Source organism: Asticcacaulis sp. AC466 (assembly GCF_000495815.1).
Taxonomy (GTDB): Bacteria; Pseudomonadota; Alphaproteobacteria; order Caulobacterales; family Caulobacteraceae; genus Asticcacaulis.
This window is the reverse complement of the sequence record NZ_AWGE01000019.1, coordinates 52039-73561: the sequence shown is the minus strand read 5'-3', so window position 1 is coordinate 73561 and position 21523 is coordinate 52039. Positions and strand designations below refer to the sequence as shown.

General features: G+C 57.3%; 21 protein-coding genes. 14 read left to right on the top strand and 7 right to left on the bottom strand.

The genetic code is table 11. The annotated features are described in order from the left end of the window. Window positions 1-152: 152 nt before the first annotated feature. On the top strand, window positions 153-773 hold the full coding sequence (locus AEAC466_RS43940) for a biliverdin-producing heme oxygenase (protein WP_023459504.1): 621 nt from the start codon (window positions 153-155) through the stop codon (window positions 771-773). Continuing rightward, window positions 763-3462 carry an ATP-binding protein gene (locus AEAC466_RS39635; RefSeq protein WP_023459503.1) on the top strand — a complete coding sequence of 900 codons (2700 nt, stop codon included), beginning with the start codon at window positions 763-765 and terminating at the stop codon, window positions 3460-3462. The genes AEAC466_RS43940 and AEAC466_RS39635 overlap by 11 nt, the downstream gene beginning before the upstream one ends. Before the next feature lie 542 nt (window positions 3463-4004). On the opposite strand, the gene AEAC466_RS39630 is transcribed toward AEAC466_RS39635, so the two are convergent. The 3 genes from AEAC466_RS39630 to AEAC466_RS39620 all read right to left on the bottom strand — a co-directional run bounded on the left by AEAC466_RS39630 (window position 4005) and on the right by AEAC466_RS39620 (window position 7140). Further along, on the bottom strand, window positions 4005-6041 hold the full coding sequence (locus AEAC466_RS39630; RefSeq protein WP_023459502.1) for a methyl-accepting chemotaxis protein: 2037 nt from the start codon (window positions 6039-6041) through the stop codon (window positions 4005-4007). Window positions 6042-6142: 101 nt separating this feature from the next. After that, window positions 6143-6931, bottom strand: a complete 789-nt coding sequence (gene map / locus AEAC466_RS39625) for a type I methionyl aminopeptidase (RefSeq protein ID WP_023459501.1) — start codon at window positions 6929-6931, stop codon at window positions 6143-6145. Further along, window positions 6928-7140 (bottom strand): ParD-like family protein, encoded by a 213-nt coding sequence (locus tag AEAC466_RS39620; RefSeq protein WP_023459500.1) that lies wholly within the window; start codon window positions 7138-7140, stop codon window positions 6928-6930. The genes map and AEAC466_RS39620 overlap by 4 nt, the downstream gene beginning before the upstream one ends. Before the next feature lie 258 nt (window positions 7141-7398). Between AEAC466_RS39620 and AEAC466_RS39615 the strand changes: the two genes are divergently transcribed. The 10 genes from AEAC466_RS39615 to AEAC466_RS44925 all read left to right on the top strand — a co-directional run bounded on the left by AEAC466_RS39615 (window position 7399) and on the right by AEAC466_RS44925 (window position 16326). Then, the gene (locus AEAC466_RS39615) at window positions 7399-8400 is read left to right on the top strand and encodes an SPFH domain-containing protein (RefSeq protein ID WP_023459499.1); all 1002 of its coding nucleotides are present in this window, start codon (window positions 7399-7401) and stop codon (window positions 8398-8400) included. Beyond that, window positions 8401-9069, top strand: a complete 669-nt coding sequence (locus AEAC466_RS39610; RefSeq protein WP_023459498.1) for a DUF4178 domain-containing protein — start codon at window positions 8401-8403, stop codon at window positions 9067-9069. Next, on the top strand, window positions 9066-10445 hold the full coding sequence (locus tag AEAC466_RS39605) for a DUF4178 domain-containing protein (RefSeq protein WP_023459497.1): 1380 nt from the start codon (window positions 9066-9068) through the stop codon (window positions 10443-10445). Before AEAC466_RS39610 ends, AEAC466_RS39605 begins: the two co-directional genes overlap by 4 nt. Then, complete coding sequence (locus AEAC466_RS44615) at window positions 10442-10594, top strand: hypothetical protein (protein ID WP_023459496.1); 153 nt, start codon at window positions 10442-10444, stop codon at window positions 10592-10594. Before AEAC466_RS39605 ends, AEAC466_RS44615 begins: the two co-directional genes overlap by 4 nt. A 10-nt stretch (window positions 10595-10604) precedes the next feature. After that, complete coding sequence (locus AEAC466_RS39600; RefSeq protein WP_023459495.1) at window positions 10605-10826, top strand: DUF350 domain-containing protein; 222 nt, start codon at window positions 10605-10607, stop codon at window positions 10824-10826. 13 nt (window positions 10827-10839) lie between these two features. Further along, window positions 10840-12348 carry a polyamine aminopropyltransferase gene (locus tag AEAC466_RS39595; protein ID WP_023459494.1) on the top strand — a complete coding sequence of 503 codons (1509 nt, stop codon included), beginning with the start codon at window positions 10840-10842 and terminating at the stop codon, window positions 12346-12348. Beyond that, window positions 12348-13943, top strand: coding sequence for an FAD-dependent oxidoreductase (locus AEAC466_RS39590; protein ID WP_023459493.1), 1596 nt, complete (start codon window positions 12348-12350; stop codon window positions 13941-13943). The genes AEAC466_RS39595 and AEAC466_RS39590 overlap by 1 nt, the downstream gene beginning before the upstream one ends. Continuing rightward, on the top strand, window positions 13940-15022 hold the full coding sequence (locus AEAC466_RS39585; protein ID WP_023459492.1) for a hypothetical protein: 1083 nt from the start codon (window positions 13940-13942) through the stop codon (window positions 15020-15022). Before AEAC466_RS39590 ends, AEAC466_RS39585 begins: the two co-directional genes overlap by 4 nt. Then, complete coding sequence (speD, locus tag AEAC466_RS39580) at window positions 15019-15408, top strand: adenosylmethionine decarboxylase (protein ID WP_023459491.1); 390 nt, start codon at window positions 15019-15021, stop codon at window positions 15406-15408. Before AEAC466_RS39585 ends, speD begins: the two co-directional genes overlap by 4 nt. A gap of 192 nt (window positions 15409-15600) precedes the next feature. Then, window positions 15601-16326: an Ltp family lipoprotein gene (locus AEAC466_RS44925; protein WP_023459490.1), complete on the top strand. Its 726-nt coding sequence runs from the start codon at window positions 15601-15603 to the stop codon at window positions 16324-16326. Between the two features lie 160 nt (window positions 16327-16486). Here AEAC466_RS44925 and AEAC466_RS39575 read toward each other — a convergent pair whose 3' ends face one another. The 4 genes from AEAC466_RS39575 to AEAC466_RS39560 form a co-directional block, all read right to left on the bottom strand. Continuing rightward, window positions 16487-17398, bottom strand: a complete 912-nt coding sequence (locus tag AEAC466_RS39575; protein ID WP_023459489.1) for an alpha/beta hydrolase — start codon at window positions 17396-17398, stop codon at window positions 16487-16489. Between the two features lie 29 nt (window positions 17399-17427). Beyond that, the gene (locus AEAC466_RS39570) at window positions 17428-18246 is read right to left on the bottom strand and encodes a sterol desaturase family protein (protein WP_023459488.1); all 819 of its coding nucleotides are present in this window, start codon (window positions 18244-18246) and stop codon (window positions 17428-17430) included. Window positions 18247-18248: 2 nt separating this feature from the next. Next, a complete protein-coding gene (locus tag AEAC466_RS39565; protein WP_023459487.1) occupies window positions 18249-18662 on the bottom strand; it encodes an EF-hand domain-containing protein in 414 nt (137 codons plus the stop codon). A 62-nt stretch (window positions 18663-18724) separates the two neighbouring features. Beyond that, window positions 18725-19234 carry a hypothetical protein gene (locus AEAC466_RS39560; protein ID WP_023459486.1) on the bottom strand — a complete coding sequence of 170 codons (510 nt, stop codon included), beginning with the start codon at window positions 19232-19234 and terminating at the stop codon, window positions 18725-18727. Between the two features lie 196 nt (window positions 19235-19430). Between AEAC466_RS39560 and AEAC466_RS39555 the strand changes: the two genes are divergently transcribed. Both AEAC466_RS39555 and AEAC466_RS39550 read left to right on the top strand, forming a co-directional pair. Further along, entirely contained in the window at window positions 19431-20141 is a 711-nt protein-coding gene (locus tag AEAC466_RS39555) for a response regulator (protein ID WP_023459485.1), read from the top strand. Further along, entirely contained in the window at window positions 20138-21496 is a 1359-nt protein-coding gene (locus tag AEAC466_RS39550) for an ATP-binding protein (protein ID WP_023459484.1), read from the top strand. Before AEAC466_RS39555 ends, AEAC466_RS39550 begins: the two co-directional genes overlap by 4 nt. Window positions 21497-21523 lie beyond the last annotated feature (27 nt).

Below are 21523 nucleotides of genomic sequence, written 5' to 3'. Positions count from 1 at the left end.
GCGCTGGCCAGCCGCAAATAGCACAGCCGCAACAGGGATTTTTTTTAGACCTTCGTCGCTCAGACTCGCATTTCCTCTTTATATTTTTGCTTATAGGCTGACATCGATATTCATGTTTCCAGTCTAATAGTGAGACCTATTTCGTAACGCGCATGCGACTTCTCGAAGCCCTCCGTACGCACACCCGACACCCGCATGATGCGCTACACACTCACCCACTTCTGATAGGCTTGTCAGCGGACCAGACCGACGGCCGTGAGATCACGCTGCGTGACTTTCATCACATCCTTCTCGCCTTTGACGCCTATTATGCGCATGCCGAAGCCGCCTGCGTGGTCCAATGGCCCCTAGACACCGCCGATCAGGCGCCCAATGCGCCCGTGTTGAGTTGGCTGGCCAGCGACCTGGCGCAACACCAGTTGGACAGTTGGGCCAATCGTATCGCCTTTCAACATTCGCCCATAGACACACCGTCGAAACTGGCCGGCTATCTCTATACAAAACAGGGGTCGACCCTGGGCGGACATGTCATTTCGAAACACTTGGAACGCCGCCTCGCCCTTATTCCGCGCCTGGATCAGTGGTTTTTTGCCGGCTACGGTTCCCATAACGGCGCCCAATGGAAGCTGTTCCTTGACGTGCTGGACCGACACTCCGAAGCCCTGTCACACGGCGAAGTCATACAAAGCGCCAAGCAAGCCTTTGATAACATAACCTATTTTTGCGACACCATTTACAATATGATCAAAACAGAGACCCTTTATGAAGCTTGAGCCCCGCATAGAATTGAGCGAGACGGAGCTCGAAGACGCCTTGAAGGAGTGCGCCCGCGAACCGATCCATATTCCCGGCTCTATCCAGCCGTACGGCATGCTGTTCGTCCTTGAGGGTGACGACCATCGCGTCATTCAGGTATCGAACAATGTCCAAACCTGGCTACCGCAAACCACGGTCGAAGACGTTCTGAACCGGCGCCTTGCCGATATTATCGGCCAGGAACAGGCGGAACAAATTCACGACGTCATCGTCGAACGCAGCCTGATGCCGATTCAATCGACCATCATCAAAATCGACGATTTGTGGTTCGACGCTGTGGCACATCGCGCCGGTGACAATATCGTGGTGGAGCTGGAAATCGTCGACGACAAGAAGGCGATGGTGCGCGACTTTTTCTATGATGAACTGCGCGATTTTGCGGTCGGCCTGCGCAACGCCACCACCCTGCCCGATCTCTACGATTTCGTGACGGGCAAGATACGCGATATTACCGGTTTCGATCGGGTGAAGCTGTACAAATTCGACGAGAACTGGAACGGCGAGGTCGTGGGCGAGGCGAAGGCCGAATATATGCCAAGCTATCGCGGCCTGCATTTTCCATCCACCGACATACCGGAGCAGGCGCGTAAGCTCTACATGACCAACTACATTCGCCAGATTGCGGATGTGAACTACGCGCCGGTGCCTATCATCCCTGCCACCCATCCCGATACCGAACAACCGCTCGATATGTCGTTAAGCGTCCTGCGTTCGGTCTCACCCATCCATGTCCAGTATCTGGCCAACATGGGCGTGTCGGCGTCGATGTCGATTTCGGTCATTCAGGACGGCAAATTATGGGGGCTGGTCGCCTGCCACCATAATGTCGGATATCATGTGCCCTACCGTGTCCGCATGGTATCGGAAATCATGGGCCATATCTTTTCCGCGCAGCTCTCTTCCATGGAAGGTCTGCGAGACCGCCAGGAGCAGGAAAAGCGCAATCTGATTGTCGAACGCCTGACGGCCGGATTGAAAACGGACTTCAATCTGGAAGAATTGCTGAAAGGACGTCAGACCTTGGCCTTGGGCGCACTCAAGGCCTCCGGCATGACCGTCATGACGCGAAAACGCCTGTTGTTGTTTGGCGATACCCCGTCGGAAGATACCATCCACCAGTTGGCAGACTGGATTCAGAATCAGACCAACGGCATCTACTCGACCCAGGAAGCGGACATTGTGCTGGCCGATGTGCCCGGTCTCGCTCATCTGAAAGGTGGTTTTCTGGCGGCGCCGATCAGCGCCGCCAAGAAAGATTACATTATCTGGTTCCGCGGCTCCGAGCAGCAGCAGGTCAGTTGGGCCGGCACCCCGGAAAAACAGTCCGTCAAGACCAAGGCGGGTTACAGGCTGATGCCACGCTCCTCTTTCGAGCTGTGGAAGCAGACGGTGCAGCACCGCTGCAGACCGTGGACGCGCGAAGACGTCGATACTGCGCAAAATATCGTCCAAGTCGTGCTGGAAGGGGAGCGTCTGTCGGCAGAGCACGCCAATGTCGCCAAGACTGAATTCCTCGCCAATATGAGCCATGAACTGCGGACACCGATGAATGCCATCATCGGCATAGTTTCCCTGCTCGATCGCGGCGCGCCACTGGATGAGAAGCAGAAAAAGCTGCTTAGCGTCCTGCGCCTGTCTTCCGATTCGTTGCTCAACTTGATTAATGACCTGCTCGACGTCGCCAAGATAGAAAGTCACGAGCTTGTCCTGGAATCGCAGCCCGTCAACCTGGCGGACATCGTATCCGAGGTCGGGTCGATCATGAGCGTGCGGGCCGCCGAGAAGAATATCATGCTCAACATCAAATGCGGCCCCCGTAAGGACTTCGACATCTACGGCGACCCCATGCGTTTGCAACAAATTGTGTCCAATCTCGTGTCCAACGCCGTGAAGTTCACCGACGAAGGTTTCGTCAACATCATGGTCAAAAGCGAGGCTGCAACCGAGGAGGTGCGCAGACTGACGATCGATGTCGTCGATTCCGGCATCGGCATGACGGCGAATCAGGTCGAGAAGATTTTTGAAAAGTTCACCCAGGCCGATCCCAGTATTTCCCGCCGCTATGGCGGTACGGGCCTTGGTTTGGCGATTACCAAGCAACTTGTGGAATTGATGGATGGAGCCGTTACTGTCCAGAGCCGCGAGGGCATGGGCAGCCGGTTCTCCGTCACGCTCCAGGCTCGATCTGTGGAAACGTCTGACCGGGAAGACCCCGCAAACGACATATCAGCGCCGCCGATCGGGCGGCGGGACAATGCGCGCGGTCGTGTGCTGCTGGCCGAAGATTATGAAGGCAATATTATCGTAGCTAGTGCGATTTTGGACGATCTCGGCTTTGATGTCGTCGTCGCGCGCAGCGGACGCGAGGCTGTGGAAGCTGTCGATAACGGCGCGTTTGATATCGTTCTAATGGACGTACAGATGCCCGAAATGGATGGCTATGAAGCCACGCGCCGCATTCGCGCCGCAGAAGAGGATGGGAACACGGTCCCCATAATAGGGGTTACCGCCAACGCCCTGACGGGAGATCGTCAGAAATGCCTCGACGCCGGTATGGACGACTATATTTCAAAGCCGTTCAGCGCGACCCAACTCGATCACATGATCAATAAATACCTGCCTGCTGCTAAGCAGACGGCGGAATAGATTGGAGGCGTTCCTGGTCATATTGGAATGGCAGCACGCGTAGCCAGGCCAAATGCGATGGAAACGTCCGCGGCTGTGGGCGCGGCTGTGGGTATGGTCAGCGCGATCAACTGGACCAATCCATTTTACCCCAATCGCAATGGAATACTCATGATTGGGGCTGAGAGCGAGGGTTCGGCTTGAGAGGACTAAGCCCCGGCAGGCGGCGGCGAAACGGTAACGCAATCGCTGAAAGATTTTCCACAACCGGATGATTGGCATCGGCCCGGTCCAGGCCGCCAAGTACGAAATCTAACATGCCTATCGGCTGGGCATTGGCGAAGTGACGACGAGACCACATAGGGAGCAACCTTTCAGGGGAACGGTCAGACGACAGCCTGATCATATGATGGTGATCTCTGGCGGGTAAGTTTGACACAACGATTGCTGTTGCCGACCATAAACGGCGGATAAAGAAGAAAACGGCGCCTCTGTTTTGAGCCGCCGTTTTTTCAATGACGCTGTAGCTCCACGCCCATCGGCACTCGGCTGGCGCGGTCCCGTTAAGCGCTTGCGCGGGCCCGTGCATCCAGCTCGCGCAAGAAGGCCACGCTCTCATTCATCTGGTCTATGCCGTGACGATGTTCGGCCGCCATGGCACTAAGCCCACTCAGGGAGCGTTCAATATGGCCGCTCTGGGCAAAAATGTCCTCGACCCGGGCAACCGTCTCTTCATACCGCAGGCTCTCATGTTTGAACTGATCACGCGTGGCGTCGATAATGCCGCCCAATTGTTTGAGCGAGCCTTCGATTTCGCTGATGGCGCTCTGCGTATGGGTCAAGGTCGCCTTGGTGTCGCTGGCCAGTTTCTTCACCTCACCCGCTACCACACTGAACCCGCGGCCTGCCTCACCGGCACGCGCCGCTTCGATGGTGGCGTTCAGCGCCAGCAAATTCGTCTGTGAGGTAATGGAGTCTATGACGGATAAGACTTGGCGCAGATTGACCAGGGCCGCGTTCAGGCTAGTGAACTTTTCACTGAGTTGCTGGGTATTGCTGTCGTCGCCGCCACTGCGACGCTGCTCGCGCTCCATGGCATGGCGGATCCCATCCATGACACCACCGACATCACCCACCTCAGTCAGTATGGTTTCTATCTTGGCCGCTATTCCGAGGTGTTGCGAAATACCGTCGATCACGCCGGTGCGCAGCTTGTTGAGAATTTCAGCGCGGTTGAGATGGCAACGCGCGAAGTAATTGACGAAACGGGCATACCGGATCGGGAACTGATCAATGAAATCGTCTTGGTAGCCGACGCCGTTATCCGCGAAAAAAGCTACCGCCGTCAGAGTCTGATTGACATTGATACCGAAAAGCTCGCCGAAGGTGGAAAAGCCCACCGCCGGCGCCGGCCAGATACCACCCGCATTTTTCAAGGCCGCCTCATTGGACAGACGTCGCAAAATGCAGTCATTCAGTATGACACCAAGTAAAGGCGGCTTGCCCTTCAGGAAGGCATCGACGTCACGCCGGGTTTGGTCGATGAAATCCGTTGCTTCCAAAAGGATCAATTCGTCGCCCGGTCCAACGTCGCAATAGAAGGTGATGGTTTCAGACTCGAAGTCGATGCCGGCCACGGAACGAACGAACAGTTCTCCGTCTATTTCAATGCCGAAGGCCCGACCTTGCAACGCCGCTTCCAGACCAGACGGTTTAACATGTAAGGCCTCGCACAAGGTGCTCACAAAGGGCACCACCTTGTTCGCCTTCTGGTCATATGTGGCGCTGACCGTGCGTTTATTGGGGTCGGCATCGACTACGACGAAATTGGGGCCAATCTTGCGGAAATTCTGGCTTTTCATCACCCCATACCGCTTGCCCGCCGCCATCTTCGTAAAAATGACCAGGGCCTGATTTTCGATGACCTTGTCGCCATCGAACAGGTAGGTTCTTTTAAAGTCCAGCTTGCCGCCAGCAGAACCGCCTATGAACAGACAGGGGAAGAGGCCGGCTTTATAGACCGCCTCCATGAAATAGCTCTCCGACATCGACACCCCGTCGATGAAGGTCAAGGCAAAGGTATCGCGGGCATCGATGGCCATGTTGGGACGGATAGTCGTTAGAGACTGAGTAATGCGCGACACACGGTCCTCCCGCGTGCAGGTCACGTGACCAGACCGAATATCCTCGCAGTGCAGCGGCACTGAGAAAACCTCTACCTCCGCCAGAAGGTCTGACGAGAATATCTGGAGGATAATATTGTCCCAATTTTCGGCGGTGGCACAATAGAGGGCTTTTTCATCATCACACAATTCGCCCGCCGTGGTGGTCGCCACCAGGCGCGCCTGCCCTGTCAAGGCGCTCAAACGACGACACGCCTGCGCAAAATCGACGTTCGGAGAGACATAGGCGACTATCAGCGAGGCGGGCTTGTCACCAAACTGAAAGTCGGACGCCTGGAGGCCGGCCAGGGTGGAATCGCTTTTTACCGTGCGAATGAGCTGAGCCGGGGACAGCGTTTCAGGTTCAAGAGGTAACGGCGCAGAGGTGGTGACGCCTGCGTGCCCCGGATGTGACTTCGGATGCTTATTGAAAAACATGTGCGTCTCTGTCCTGAAGATTTGTACTTATATGGCCCCTTAGTTAGTTTTGAATAAAAACGTTAATAACCATATAAGCGATATGGCCTTGGGCCGTTAGCTCAGGCAAGCACCTTCGTCTTTGCAACCCTATCCCGTTCGTCGGGACGTAGCGTCAGCACCGACACGCCAGACGCTGTAACGGCAACCGTGTGCTCGAACTGCGCGGACAATGAGCCGTCCTGCGTCACAACCGTCCAGCCGTCAGGCTCCGTCCTCACATGTCTGCGGCCCCGGTTCAACATGGGCTCGATCGTGAAAACCATGCCCTCACGCAAGGTGAGGCCGGTACCTGGCTTGCCAAAATGCAGGATCTGCGGCGCCTCGTGCATTTCCCGGCCGATGCCGTGACCGCAATATTCCCGCACCACGGAATAGCCATTTCGCTTGGCATGGCGTTCGATAGCCCAGCCAATGTCGCCCAGCCGCGCACCTGGCCGCACCGCCTCAATCCCCATCCACATGGCTTCGTAGGTTGTCTCGACCAGCCTTCTGGCGGCCAGATGTACGTCCCCAACAAGGTAGGTCTTGCTGGAGTCGGCAATATAGCCATTCTTCTCAAGCGTGATGTCGAGATTAACGATATCGCCATCCCGCAACACGGTCGATTGCGATGGCACGCCATGGCAAACCACCTCGTTCACCGAAGAATTCAAGACGAAGCCATAGCCATATTGGCCCTTGCTGGCCGGACGGGCTTGGAGGTCGTGAACGATAAATTGCTCGACCATTGCGTCGATCTGAAGCGTCGACAGGCCAGCAAGCGGGGTGTGATCAAGCATTTCGAATACGGATGCCAGCAACCGCCCGGATTCAGCCAGCAGTGCCAGTTCTTCAGGCTGCTTGGTCATGCCGCGTCCACGGCCAGCGGCCGAGCCGACACACCCGCAGATCTCAATTCACCCTCCATGATCTGCGCGAAACTGAGGGTCGGATTGGTTTCACACAGTATACCGACCTTGATCCAGAAGGCGGCCTGCGCGTTGATCGAGCGATAAGAGACCTTGCTCGCTCTGCGCACCTGTTCGTGCAAATCATCGTCTATGTTTACAATGCCCATTTGCGTACTCCCGTACGATTCATATACGAAACGTATACATTCTGCTTACGCCCCTGGCAAGAGCGTAGCGCAAGACCTTCAATTAGAGTTGGTCGCAAAAGGGGATAATTAAGTCAGGCAATGACTTACGGATACCAAAGGGCGGAGAATTCCGGCGATGCATTCCGGTTGTATATTGCGCCCCAAAAAGTCTGGCACTATGCTTTGACGACGGCATTATACGACCTGACGTCGTTTCAGGCTGCACCGGGGGGACACATGAGTTTTTTTTCAAAGCAATTCATAGACATCCTGCAATGGCCTGATCCGCCCGCTGATGTGCTTAGCGCGCGCTATCCGATGGAAGGCCAGGAAATACAAACCGGCGCCAAGCTTGTCGTTCGCGAAACCCAGGCAGCTCTGTTCCTGAATGAAGGCCGCGTGGCTGATCTTTTCGGTGCCGGCACCCATACCCTGACCACGCAGACCCTGCCTGTCCTCACCTACCTGATGAACTGGGACAAGGCATTCCAGTCGCCCTTCAAGTCCGATGTCTTTTTCTTCAACCTGCGCGAACAACTCGACCAGAAATGGGGTACGACCCAGCCGATCACTGTGCGCGACAAGGAGTTCGGACCGCTTCGTATACGCGCCTTCGGCAACTATGCCTTCAAAATCAGCGATCCAAAACTCTTCTGGACACGTTTTTGCGGCAGTGGCGCCCAGTTCCGCGTGGCCGATATTGATGGCCAGTTGCGAACGGCAATTCTGACCGGCATAGCCAGTTTCCTCGGCTCGGCCGCCGTCGCGTTTGTCGACATGGCGGCGCAACAGGGTGAATTTTCCAAGGCCTTGCAGACAGCGCTCACGCCCACCTTCGCCGAGATGGGGCTGGCGCTGACCGCCTTCTACGTCCAGAGTTTGTCCTTGCCGGAAGAATTGGAGCGTCATCTCGATCGCGCCGGTTCGCAGCGTATTGTCGGCAACCTGAATGACTATACCCGTTTCCAGGCTGCGGATGCACTTGGCAATGCGGCCAGCCAGCCTGGCGGTGGTCTGGCCAGCGAGGGCGTTGGCCTCGGTGCCGGACTCGCCATGGGGCAGATGATGGCCGGTGCGTTGAATACATCGCTCAACCAAGTTCCGGGCGGTCAGGCCGCCTCCCCCGACGCCGATCCGATGGCCACATTGGAAAAACTCGGGGACCTGTATCAAAAGGGCATCCTGACCGAGGCGGAATTTACCGCTAAAAAGGCAGAAATTCTTAGCAAAATCAAATAAATGTCTGAATTTCCCTGCCCGTCTTGCGGGGCGCCGATCCGGTTTACATCCAACGTCACGGTCAGCGCCGTGTGTTCCTATTGCCAGACGCTCGTTGTTCGCCGGGACGCCGACATCGAAGCCATGGGGAAAATGGCGACCCTACCGGAGGACATGACGCCATTTTGTATCGGAACGGACGCCTATGATGGCGCTGTCGCCATCCGTCTGATTGGGCGGGTTCGCATGGCGTGGGCCGATGGTTTCTGGAACGAATGGTTTTTCGTCAGAGAGGACGGACGCAAGGGGTGGCTGGCCGAGGCCCAGGGCACCTATGCCCTGTCTTACGAACTCGACGCGCCCGTGGAAGATAACATTAAACATGCCATTGAGCGATGGGTTGCCCGGGACGATGCGACATCCACTATCGTCGGCAAGACGTTGATACTCGGTGAGCAGCTCTACACCTTGACTGACCGTAAGGTGGCGGACTGCGTCGCGTGCGAAGGCGAACTGCCGATTATCAGTCCGCGCGGCCGGCGGTCCATGAGCTTTGACTTCATGGGTGAGGCGGACACGTTCGCCAGCGTAGAGAGCTGCAATGGCGACCTCCGCGTTTTTGTCGGACGTTACGTCGAATGGAGCGATCTCAAAGCGTCGAAATTGAAGTCGGTTAAGGGATGGTCATGACGGATCGCACCTTTGGACAAAGACCGCCCCTCCAATCGGTCCAGGCGTTTCAATGCCCGACCTGCGGCGGCCCGATAGCCCTGCGCGCCGTAGGCATCAGCGTGACGGCGGTATGCCGACAGTGTAGCACCGTCATTGATACGGCCAACCCAAATCTGCGCGTCATCCAGGCGGCAAATAAGAAGGCTTTCGATACGGATATCGCCATCGGCACGCGCGGAGAATTATTCGGCACGACATGGGAAGTCATTGGCTATGTACGAAAGTGGATCAAAGGCACGGTCTACGCCTGGGATGAGTATCTGCTTTTTAATCCGTGGGAAGGCTTCCGCTTCCTGTCGCAATCCAACGGACATTGGACGTTTTTCAAGCGCCTGAACTGCGCCATCGAGGGAATCGGGCGGAACAGCAAACTCACCTATGACGATCAGACCTATACTGTCTTCAACAGCGACCGCGTTTTCGTCGAGTCTGTACAAGGCGAATTCTATTGGCGCGTCAAGACAGGCGATGAAAGTATTGCCACCGACTATATATGCCCCCCCTACATGCTGAGCAGTGAGTCTACCGCCGACGAACTCAACATCACGCATGGCGTCTATGTCGAACGGAACCAAATCAAGACGGCTTTTCCGAGCGCGCGCCTGGTGACCCCATCGGGTGTCGGTGCCTGCCAGCCATCTCCTCACGGCAATCAAGGCAACACCATTGTCCGGCTAGGGGCCGTTGCGGCCGGGGTCGCGATCTTCCTTCACCTGATTATCAGCAGCGCACTACCCAATCAGCCGGTTGTCAAAATCACCGGACAGCCAATCCACGTCGCCCAGGCGCCCACCTCTACCTTACCCGCCGGCGGCGCTATGTGGAACTTGCCTGACGAAACGCAGCCCACGCCGACAGACGGACAGCCATTTGTCACCCAGGCCTTTACCCTGCCGCGTATGAGCAATATTCGCATAGACACGGCGACCCAAATTGATAATGGCTGGGCTGATTTTGACCTGACGCTTGTCAATGAGGCAACCCAGGCCACCTACCCCGTGCATCAATCCATCAGCTATTATCACGGCCTTGATGATGGCGAGAGCTGGCGCGAGGGATATAATAACGCCAAGTCCTGGCTATCCTCTGTTCCCGCAGGCCGTTATCATCTTGTCATCGACGCCGAGACGGATCAGTTCAGCAAGGATGGTCAACTGCCGTTTAGTCTGACCGTGCGGCGAGGGCTGAGTGAATGGTCAAATCTTTGGATCGCCCTGCTGCTGATCGCGATATATCCCGCGATTGTGCTCTTTCGCCAATGGTCCTTCGAAAGCCAGCGCTGGGCAAACTCTGACTTCAAGCCTGATGGCTCCAAAGCGGCAATCGACGCATGAAAAACTACCCCGTGATCTTTGTCCTCTTTTGTCTGGCGACAATTGGCGCCCTGGGTGCCGCCGATATGTTCGGTTACGGCATCGCCGGATGGATGGGCAGCAATAGTGCGCGTTCAGCTTCCCGCTTCGCTTCCCACTACCACAAATAGGACACCCCTTATGCATAACCTGGTTGATCTACATTATGTCGTTGCGGCCGTCGTCTTTTCGGTGATTGGGTTGGTCGTATTCGCCCTGGCCTTCCTGTTGCTCGAGGTGCTGACCCCCAAGGTCGCCGTTTGGAAGGAAATCGTAGAAAAGCAGAACATGGCGCTGGCTGTACTTCTCGGTTCTTTTGCGCTGGGCATAGCCTTCATCATCGGCTCGGCCATCCACGGCTAGACAGACTTTCATAGTGCAACGCCTTTTACTCGTTTCCGTCTTTGTCATCGCGACCTGCGGCCTCATCTATGAGCTGATCGCGGGGACGCTTGCCAGCTACCTGCTGGGCGATTCCATCACCCAGTTTTCGACGATTATCGGCACCTATCTGTTCGCCATGGGCATAGGCTCCTGGGCGTCAGCCAAGGTCGACAAAAACCTGCTTGCCTTCTTTGTGCGCATCGAAATCCTTGTCGGTCTGGTCGGCGGTTCATCCGCCGCCATACTGTTCCTGCTCTTCGATCAGGTCGCTTCGTTCCGCTTCCTGCTCTATTTTATCGTCACCGTCATTGGCATTCTTGTCGGCATCGAAATCCCGATTCTGCTGCGCATTCTGAAGGACCGCTATGAGTTCAAGGACCTGGTCTCCCGGGTCTTTACGTTTGACTATATCGGCGCGTTGTTTGCCTCGATCCTGTTCCCTTTGGTACTCGTCCCCCACCTGGGCCTTATCCGGTCGAGCTTCATGTTCGGGATATTCAACGTCATGGTGGCGCTATGGCTGCTCTATTCGATTAAGGAGCCGTTGCCATGGGCCCGCCTGCATAAGATCGCGGCCGGTATCGTTATGATTATCCTAACGCTCGGCTTTATCTCATCTGACAAGATCAGCAGCCTTGCGGAATCGAACAGTTTCGCCGGTCACGTCATCTTCGCCAAGTCGACGCCCTATCAGCGCATTGTCATTACCCGGCAACAAAGCGACATCCGCCTCTACCTGAATTCCAATCTGCAATTCTCCTCGCAGGACGAATACCGTTACCACGAAGCCCTCGTACACCCGGTCATGAGCGCCTTGCAGGCGCCGCGGAATATCCTGATCATCGGCGGCGGCGACGGGCTGGCGCTGCGTGAAATCCTCAAATATCCCAGCGTCGCGCATGTCACCCTGGTCGATCTCGACCCGGCCATGACAAAGCTTTTTTCTTCCAGTCCCATGTTGCGTAAGCTGAATCAGGACTCGCTCCATTCGCCGAAACTCAAGGTCATAAATGCCGATGCCTTCATGTGGCTCAAACATCTGGGCGCAAATCGACCGATCTTCGATGCCATTTTCATCGATCTGCCCGACCCCTCCAATTTTTCCATTGGCAAGCTTTACAGCACCGCATTTTACGGCCTCCTGCATACGGTGATGGGCCCCGACAGCCTGGCGGTCATTCAAAGCACCTCACCCCTCGTGGCGAGAAAATCGTTCTGGTGCGTCAACAACACCCTGCGCGCCAGCGGTTTCCAGACCTCACCCTATCATGCCCTTGTCCCGGCTTTCGGCGACTGGGGGTATGTCATCGCCTCAAACCGGCCCTACACCGTGCCCACCCGCTACCCGGCGGGTCTCAGGTTCATCGACGCAGACACCGCGCGCGACATGTTCAGCTTTCCCCCCGACATGGGACCCATCGCCACCAAGATACAACGCCTCGATGATCAGGCCCTCATCCATTATTTCGATGAGGAATGGTCGAAGTACCTGATCTATTGATGAAACCTACGCGACGCCAGTTGTTGTACGGATCAGGATCGGCCGCCATCGGTATGGCGGCGATCTCGCCCTTTGTCTGGGATGCCATCAAGCCCCAAAAGCCGATCCCCGGCGGGATTGTCGGCGCCAACTCGGCGCGTGGCCACCGGCTGCGCGACGGGGCGTTTCCCGCCCCCATAGACAGTGGCAAACATGACGTGATCATAGTCGGATCGGGGATCGCCGGTCTGAGCGCGGCCTATCATCTCGACAAGGCCGGGATCCGCGACATCCGGGTTCTGGAATTGGAAGACCATGCCGGAGGCAATGCCCACAGCGGCAAGAATGATGTGTCCACCTATCCGTGGGGGGCACATTACGTGCCGCTGCTCAGTTCCGAATCCGGCCACATCAAAGACCTGTTTCGCGACTTCGGCATCATTACCGGCGAAGCCGATGGACTGCCGGTCTACAACGAAGACTATATTCTCAACGATCCGGACGAACGTCTTTTCCTTGACGGCCGCTGGCAGGAAGGGCTGTTGCCGACCTTAGGCGTATCCGCCGAAGATCAGGCACAATACAAACGCTTCCTGGCACAGATGGAAAGCTTCAAGGTGAAACGCGGCGATGACGGCCGACGGTGGTTCGCCATACCGATCGATGAAAGCAGCACGGATACGGATGCCCGCGCGCTTGATCGACTGACCATGAAGGACTGGATGCTGGCGGCCGGCTATACGTCGGAGCCATTGCACGGCTTCGTCAACTATGGCTGTCGCGATGATTTCGGTGTCCGCCATGATGAGATTTCCGCCTATGCCGGCATCCACTATTTTGCCGGCCGCGATGGCAAGGCCGCCAATACAAAGCCGGATTCGGTGATTACATGGCCGGAAGGCAATGGCTTTCTGGCCCACAAATTGGCCGAGCCGATGGCCGGCCGCATCCTGCCCAACGCGCTGGTGTACAATATCAATGATACAGGGGCCGGCGTGGTTGTCGACTACTGGGACGGGCAGGTCAGCCGCCGGCTTACCGCCCGCGCGGTGGTCATTGCGACGCCGCGCTTTATAGCCGGACGCCTTGTACCGCCGCTAAAGTCTCCCGACTTTACCTACGCTCCCTGGGTCGTGGCCAATCTGACGCTGAATAGGCTCCCCGGAGGCGCTGGCGCCGATCTGGCATGGGACAATGTCATCAAGGACAGCCCGGCCTTGGGCTATGTTGTGGCCACCCACCAAGTCCCGCAGATGCAGCCTTTGCGAACCGTCATCACCTATTACTGGCCGCTGACGCACCTCAGCCCCGCCGAGGCGCGCAAGGAAGCGATTGCCCGGACTTATGAGGACTGGCAAAAGCTGTTCCTGAGTGAACTTTATCGCGTGCACCCGGAGCTGGTCGGACATGTGGCGCATATGGATGTCTGGTTATGGGGCCACGCCATGATCCGCCCGATGCCGGGCTTTATCTGGGGCGAGGCCCGTGAGGGGGCGCTAAAGCAAGCGCCACCCATTTTCACCGCCCATTCCGATATGAGCGGTATCTCGATCTTTGAGGAAGCCTATACCCACGGCCTGAAAGCATCCCAGGCCGTAAAGGCCTTCCTGGCATGACCCAACCCTATATCGCCAATGCCAAATTCGATCTGGCCTTTATCATCGGTCCCGCATTCGTCGTTACCCTTATTGCCATTTTGGCCGCGCCCTGGGCGCAGAGTCTTGCCAACTTTCCGGTGTGGCTGTGGGTGATCCTGATACTCGGCGTCGATGTCAGCCATGTCTATTCGACGCTTTTCCGGACCTATTTCGACCGCGACGAACTGCGGTTAAGGCCACGGCTCTACCAGCTTGCCCCCTTGCTTTTATGGGTGACCGGAGCCGTACTCTACAGCTTCGACAGCCTGGTTTTCTGGCGCGGGCTGGCCTACCTGGCCATCTTCCATTTTGTCCGCCAGCAATACGGCTTCATGCTGATCTACGGACGAAGGGAAAAAGGCAATAAGCGGATCGACAAGGCGGCCATCTATGGCGCGACGATCCTGCCGCTGGTCTACTGGCTGAGCCATCCCCGCAGCTTCAACTGGTTTGTCGATGGTGACGTCGTAAGCCACACCGTACCCTATGTGTTTGACATAGCGGCACTCCTCTATGCCGTCGTCCTGGCCGCTTATCTTTGGCAGGAAGTCCTGCGGTGGCGCGAGACCAGAACCATCAACCTACCCAAGAACCTGCTGCTGCTCGGCACTGGCCTGTCCTGGGGCGTAGGCATAGTGGCCTTCGACAATGACATCATCTTTACCGCCACCAATGTTGTGGCGCACGGTATTCCTTACATCGCTCTGAACTGGCTCTACGGCAAAAATCGCCAGACGATACAAACGCATGTACCCTATATTTGGTCGAAACTGGCGTGGCTGTTCCGCCCCACGATGATCCCTATCTATATCGGCACTCTGGCCCTTCTGGCCTTTATAGAGGAAGGCCTGTGGGATGGGTTTGTCTGGCATGACCATCAAAAGCTGTTCCAGACGTTTTCTATGCTTCCCGCGGTTGACGACCCGGCGATTCTTGTCTGGCTCGTACCTTTACTCAGCCTGCCACAATCCACCCACTATGTCCTGGACGCGTTCATCTGGCGAAAGAATGGCAATGTTCCTGACTTCAAGCGTATTCTCTTTGGACAGCAGCCATGACTGATTCCACCGTCCCTATCGTCCCCCCAGGCCAGCATTTGCTCATCGATTTCTGGGACGCGCGCCACCTGACTGACCAAGCGCGCATCGAGTGCGCGTTGCGCGACGCCGCCGAGGCTTGCGGCGCTACGATCTTGAAACTTATACTGCATGGGTTTGGCGAAGGCGCCGGCATTACTGGCGTGGCCATACTCGCGGAGTCACACATAAGCATTCATACCTGGCCGGAACTCAACTATGCGGCGCTCGATGTCTTCATGTGCGGCGCCTGCGATCCTCAAAAGGCCTTGCCCAGCCTGAGAGCGCACTTTGAGCCAAAGAAGGAAGCAGTAACCGCGCATTATCGCGGCCAGATTTCCGTCCAGACGAATACTGCAAGCTTGTAACACCATTCTCGATGGTCCTGCTCGCGTAGGCGATGAAGGGCATCGCGAACAGGCGCTGGGGCTTGCATGACCGAGCGCTCGTACGCATAGGTCTAGATCCGGGGCTAGATTGCGGCACGTTACGTCACATTTTGTACTTGATTTGTTCCACGATCCTGTGGTAAGTCCATGCCATCAAAGGGGGAGCAACCTATGTCTATTCAAAAAACCGCAATCGCCATCATCTGCACAGTTTTCATGGGCCAGGGCTTCGCGCATGGCGCGCTGGCGACGACCGTATCGCAGCAAAACGCCATAGCCGAGGCCAAATCCTATCTCAGAGTTTCAGATTTTTCCCGGCAAGGCCTGATCGATCAGCTCAGTTCTTCCGTAGGCGGCTTTTCGGTCAGCGATGCGCAAATGGCGGTTGATAGTTTGAATATCGACTGGAATGCCGAAGCAGTTAAATCAGCAAAGGGCTACCTGAAATTGATGGCTTTTTCCTGTCAGGGCATGATCCACCAATTGGCGTCGCCGGCGGGTAGCAAGTTTACTCAAGCGCAGGCGGAGTATGGCGCCGCGAATGTGGGTATTTGCGGCGGCTCTACGGGCTCTGGAGCCGGTGCAAATGTCTCCGTCCAGAATGCCGCGTCGGCAGCTAAAACCTATTTACAGATATCTGCTTTTTCCCGACAGGGTCTTATTGATCAGCTTAGTTCCTCCTCCGGCGAAAAATACGATGTCAATGATGCGCGAGCGGCCGTTGATAGCTTGAATGTCGACTGGAATGATCAGGCGGCCCTGTCAGCACAATCCTATCTCAGTCTCATGAGTTTTTCCTGCCAAGGTATGATTCAGCAATTGGCGTCGCCAGCAGGTGGCAAGTTTACTCAAACTCAGGCAGAGTATGGTGCCCGAAAGGCGGGCATTTGTTCTTAAACTATACGGGTCAATACCGACCACCCATTGCACCGCACGGGGCCGTTTGATCGCCGCCAGCCAGCGGCTAACAAACGCCTGCATATCGCGATTGCGGTCGGTAGGAAAACATGAACGACCTCTTGGTGGTCCAAGGTTTTTCTACCGACTAACAACACTTCTATTTGACGTGGCTGGTTACGAAGTGATCGACCGCCAATGTATAGGCTGAAGGCAAGCCGAGAGTCCGATTGATCTCTTCGTGTGTCAGGTCCTGTGGCAAGAGTGGCATCGCCTGCCCCGCCTGCGTCACCTTGGTCTGAAACGCCTTTGCCTGATCACAGGGTCTGTCTTTGCGCTTGGTCGAACACACAACCAGCATCGGCACCGCGGCGGTTGTCCACTGATCCATCGGCGAGGCTTTCAGCCAGTAGGCCTTGTCGGCGCCGAAAGCCTCGTCATAGAAGCCGAGATGACGGTGTGACATAAGGTCGGGCACACTCATCACAGCGGAATCAAGCACAACAGTACCCGCCCATTTTTGCCCGACCATGGCAGGGTTCGATGACAGCAGCGCCACGATGTGCGCGCCGGCCGAGTGCCCCATCAGGATAAGACGGTCCGAGCGTGCGCCCCAGCCGCCGGCGTGGGACTGTACATAGCGCAGGGCCGCGGCCACGTCCTCGGCCTGTTCATAGGCCATGATGTCGGGCAGCATACGGTAATTGACACTGACAAAAACATACCCCTTGGGCAGCCAGTATTTCAGCTTGTTTTCCACGCTGCCGGTATTCGCCTTGTCGCCGACCTTCCACGCCCCACCGTGCACCATAACGATCACCGGCGCGTCATGCGTATTGGGCGGCGTATAGATGTCGATCGCCTGACGCGCATCCGCACCATAGGACAGGGTCTGTTTGCGCGCCCCCGGCAGGATCGCCTGCACATCGATAGGGCGGCTTTCTTCCGCCTGTTTGGCCTGAAGCCTGTCCTGAAATTTGGCGCCCAAGCGGTCACGCAACGGACCGGCTGTGACGCCGCCGGCCGTGATGACCAGCGATACGACGACGAGGCTCCCCAAAAAGCGTTTCATCGGAATTTCCTTTACTGTGGATTTATGTGTCATTTCGGGCGGCCAAACAAGTTACCGGCGGCCTCACCCAAGGATTTCGAGCGCATGACATCACCCAGCATCCGCCTCCATTCGCGCAGGGCAATCACGAACGGATTATGCGAGTGTATGGGGGTTGTAAGGCCAAAAACGACGGGCTCGCTCTGGTCATCCTCAGCAAATGTGCCGAACCATTTATCGAAGACAATCAGCACACCGCCGAAATTGCGGTCGAGATATTGCACGTTGGAAGCGTGGTGAATGCGGTGATGCGCCGGCGTATTCAAAACATATTCCAGCACGCCCCATTTCGGCGACAACTCGGTATGCAGGAAGAACTGATAGATGAGGTTAGCCGTCAGCAGGATGACGACCATCAATGGCGGAAAGCCAAGCAGGACCATGGGCAGGAACATCAACCATTCACCGGAGATCACATTGGTCCAGCCGAGCCGCACAGCCGCCGGCAGATTGAAGCTGTTGGCCGAGTGGTGAACGGCATGCGAAGCCCACAGCCAGCGAATGGTATGGCTGAAGCGGTGCATCCAATAATAAAGGAACTCGAAGCCGATGAAGGCCACGATCCAGACCCAGGGATCAGTCATGGAGAGATGCCAGGGAGCAAACTGCGCGGCGAAAGGAAAGACAGCCATGACCATCAGCGCGGTCAGCGGCCGCAGCAGCGTGTTGCCGACGGCGACGCCCAGAGACGCAGCGGTCTGGCGCACGTCATAGGCCTCCTTGCGAACAAAAGCGATATAGAGCGCCTCCAGCACAACAAAGACCAGAGCCACCCAGATAAAAGCACCGTGATATAGGTTATGTCCCATGATCAGCGCCCCTTCGCCAGTGCGATTTCGTGACCGTCTAGGACCCCGTTATGATCTAGGTCGATCTGGTCGAACACCAGCATCGGACCATTGACAAACTCGTCACGGCTGAGGCGTCCGTCATGATTGGCGTCGAACGCAGCTATTGCCGCCTGCATCTTGGGTGCCATCTGGCCTGAGGCAATGGCCGGAACGTCGGCATTCGTCAGATAACCATCCCCGTTGCGGTCGAAGCGGGTGAACTGGGCTGACCGCCAGGCCTGCCACTCGGCGCGGGTCAACATGCCGTCGCGGTTGGTGTCCGCTTCCATGGCGCGGCTGACCATCTGCTCGATCTGCGCAGATGTTGCGACGGGTGCCGCGACGGCGTTGGTGACCAGAAAAAGAGCTGGAAAGGCGAAAGTGATAATCTTCATTGGGGAACTCCAGAATAAAATGAGCCCCTTGCGTGAGGGGGGCACGCAAGGGGCAAAGACGCCTATCGCGTGGGGCAGGCGATAGTAGCGCCGGACGCATCCGTGCAGGTGCCGCTATGAGTCGCGCCGGTCGCGCTGTCATAACTGGTGCTGCCGCTGTAACTGTTGCCGGTGGCGGCATTGGTGACGTCGGTGTTGCGGCCGCCGGAAACCGTGCCGTCGGCATTGCGCGTAAAGCCGCCGGACGTGCTGGCCGTGCCCTTGGCACCGGTTGCATATGCGCTGCCGGAATGACTGGCTGAGCCGTCAGGATTGACCGTGGTGGTCGAGCCGCGCGCGCCGTAGGCGCCGGTCCTCGTCTTGAAGGCGCCGCCGCTGGCGGCTGTTGTGCTGCCATCGGCGTTCGCTTTAGTGCCACGGGCGCGGACATAGCTGTTGCCGTTGTTTGTTCCCCCGGCGACGACGCCATTAGCGCTGCGGGCACGGACGTGGCCGGTGGCGGCGGTAGCGGTATCGGCAAATACCAGCGTGGCCAAAACGGCGGCTGTGGTAGCGATAAGTGTCTTTTTCATTTTGCTCTCTCCTTGTTTGTCGTGGATGACACAAACGAGGCTAGGGTCGGAAGGTTACGTAAAAACGACACGAAATCCCTGAGATGTTACAGGATGGTGCAACAGCGGCCACCTGTAACGTCTTGTAACATCTTCGCAAATGTCCGAAGCTTTCCCTTACGCTAGAGTGGCGGCTGACAATTGAGGAGCCCTGCGCATGACGACCTCCCCCACCCGCCTGATCGTCCTTGACGACGATGCGGAGATGCGTGGACTGCTCCAGCGTTATCTGAGCGAGAACGGTTTCAGCGTCCGCACCGTGCCTGACAGCAAAAGTCTTGATCGCGCGCTCGCCCGTGAACCGGTCGACGTCCTGATTCTCGACCTCATGATGCCCGACGAAGATGGACTCAGCGTTTGCCGCCGTCTGCGCGCTTCGGGCTTCGACACGCCGATCGTCATGCTGACCGCAAAAGGAGACCCAATCGACCGTATTCTGGGGCTTGAGATGGGGGCTGACGACTACCTGCCAAAACCCTTTGTGCCGCGCGAACTATTGGCACGCATCGCCGCCATCCAGCGTCGTCGACCCGCCGTGGCCCACCTCGACAACGGCGAAGGCCGGGTGACTTTCGGACCGTTTGTGTTTGATCTCGGCCGGATGCAACTCACCCGCAGCGGCGCGTCCATAGACCTCAGTACGCGTGAATTCGCCCTGCTAAAGGTGCTGCTGCACCACGCCGGACGGCCCCTATCGCGCGCGCAGATCATCGATCTGGCGATGGGTCGTGATGCTGACGTGACCGATCGTGCCGTCGATGTCCAGATCGTGCGGCTACGGCGCCTGATCGAAGCCGATCCAGCCAATCCGGAATGGATCAAGACGGTTTGGGGACACGGCTATGTGTTCACAAAGGCGGACAGATGAAAAGCCTTTGGTCAAGACTTCGCCCCGGTAGCCTGTGGGGCCAGACCGTGGCCCTGACCGCCCTTATTGTCGGCTTGGCTCAGATCCTCAGCATCGTGCTCTTCACTCTGCTGGTACTGCGGCCGGAGTTGCAGCGCGTGGCCGGCATCATGGCCGAAAACGTGGCCTCAATATCCGAAACCCTGTCCGAAGCGCCGGAAGCCGACCGGCAACGCCTGATCCGGCATATGGCCAAGTCCTCCTATGTCGAAATATGGACAGGCGAACGACCGCCCGACGACGCGGGCCCGCCGCCGCGCATGTTGGAGCGGGTTTTCATGCGGGCGCTGGTGAAGGCCATGGGCGATAAAACCGACCTCTCATGGCGAACCGACCATAGCCGCAAGCTTTGGATACATGTCTGGCTGGGCGGTGCGCCCTACTGGATCAGCGTTAAATCGCCTCCGTTGCTCGGACCTACCGGCCTTTTGCTGGCTGGGGCTGCTTCGACCTTCGGGTTGGCGATGCTGGCGGCGGCGCTGCTCAGCAATCGGCTGCTGCGGCCGCTGAATGCGCTGCGCGACGCGACCGAACGCTACCGACTGGCGGCGCCGGCGCCACCCTTGCGGGAAGACGGGCCGTTGGAAATTGCCGACCTGTCGCGCAGCTTCAATGACATGACAGCCAGACTGACCCGCGCCGACACCGATCGCAACCTTATTCTGGCGGGTATCTCGCATGATGTCCGCACGCCTCTGGCCAAGCTGAAACTGGCCTTTGAGATGATGACCTGCGACGACGAAGCACTGACCGCAAGCGCTCAGCGCCAGATCGACCGTATCGACGCCATCCTGTCGCAGTTCTTGATGTATGCGCGCGGGTTTGATGCGGAACCGGTCACCAAGGTCAGCTTGCCGGACCTTTTCACACCTGTGTTGGCGGAATATGGCCCATTAGGTGTAGTGATGGCCGCGCCGCTGCCGAATGGAATCCTGCACGGACGACCGGAGGCCTTGCACCGCGCCCTGATCAACCTGGTCGAGAATGCCCTACATTATGGCGCGGCACCGGTGGAACTCACCTGTCGCCAAACGCCGGACGGCTGGCAGGTTCGCGTCCGCGATCATGGGCGCGGTGTTCCGGAAACGCAGATCGCCTCTTTAACCCAACCGTTTGTGCGCGGAGACAGCGCCCGCCAGCCATTACCAGACCCCGCCCTCACTCCGAACGGCACCGGCCTGGGACTCGCCATGGTCAAGCAGATCGCACGCCTGCACGGCGGCGAATTGACCCTGCGCAATCTTTCCGACGGCTTTGAGGCCGTGCTTACGACCCGCGACGGCGGAAATGGCGGTTCAAAGGCACTATCTCTATAGTCTGATTACGTACCGTTGGTGAAGCGC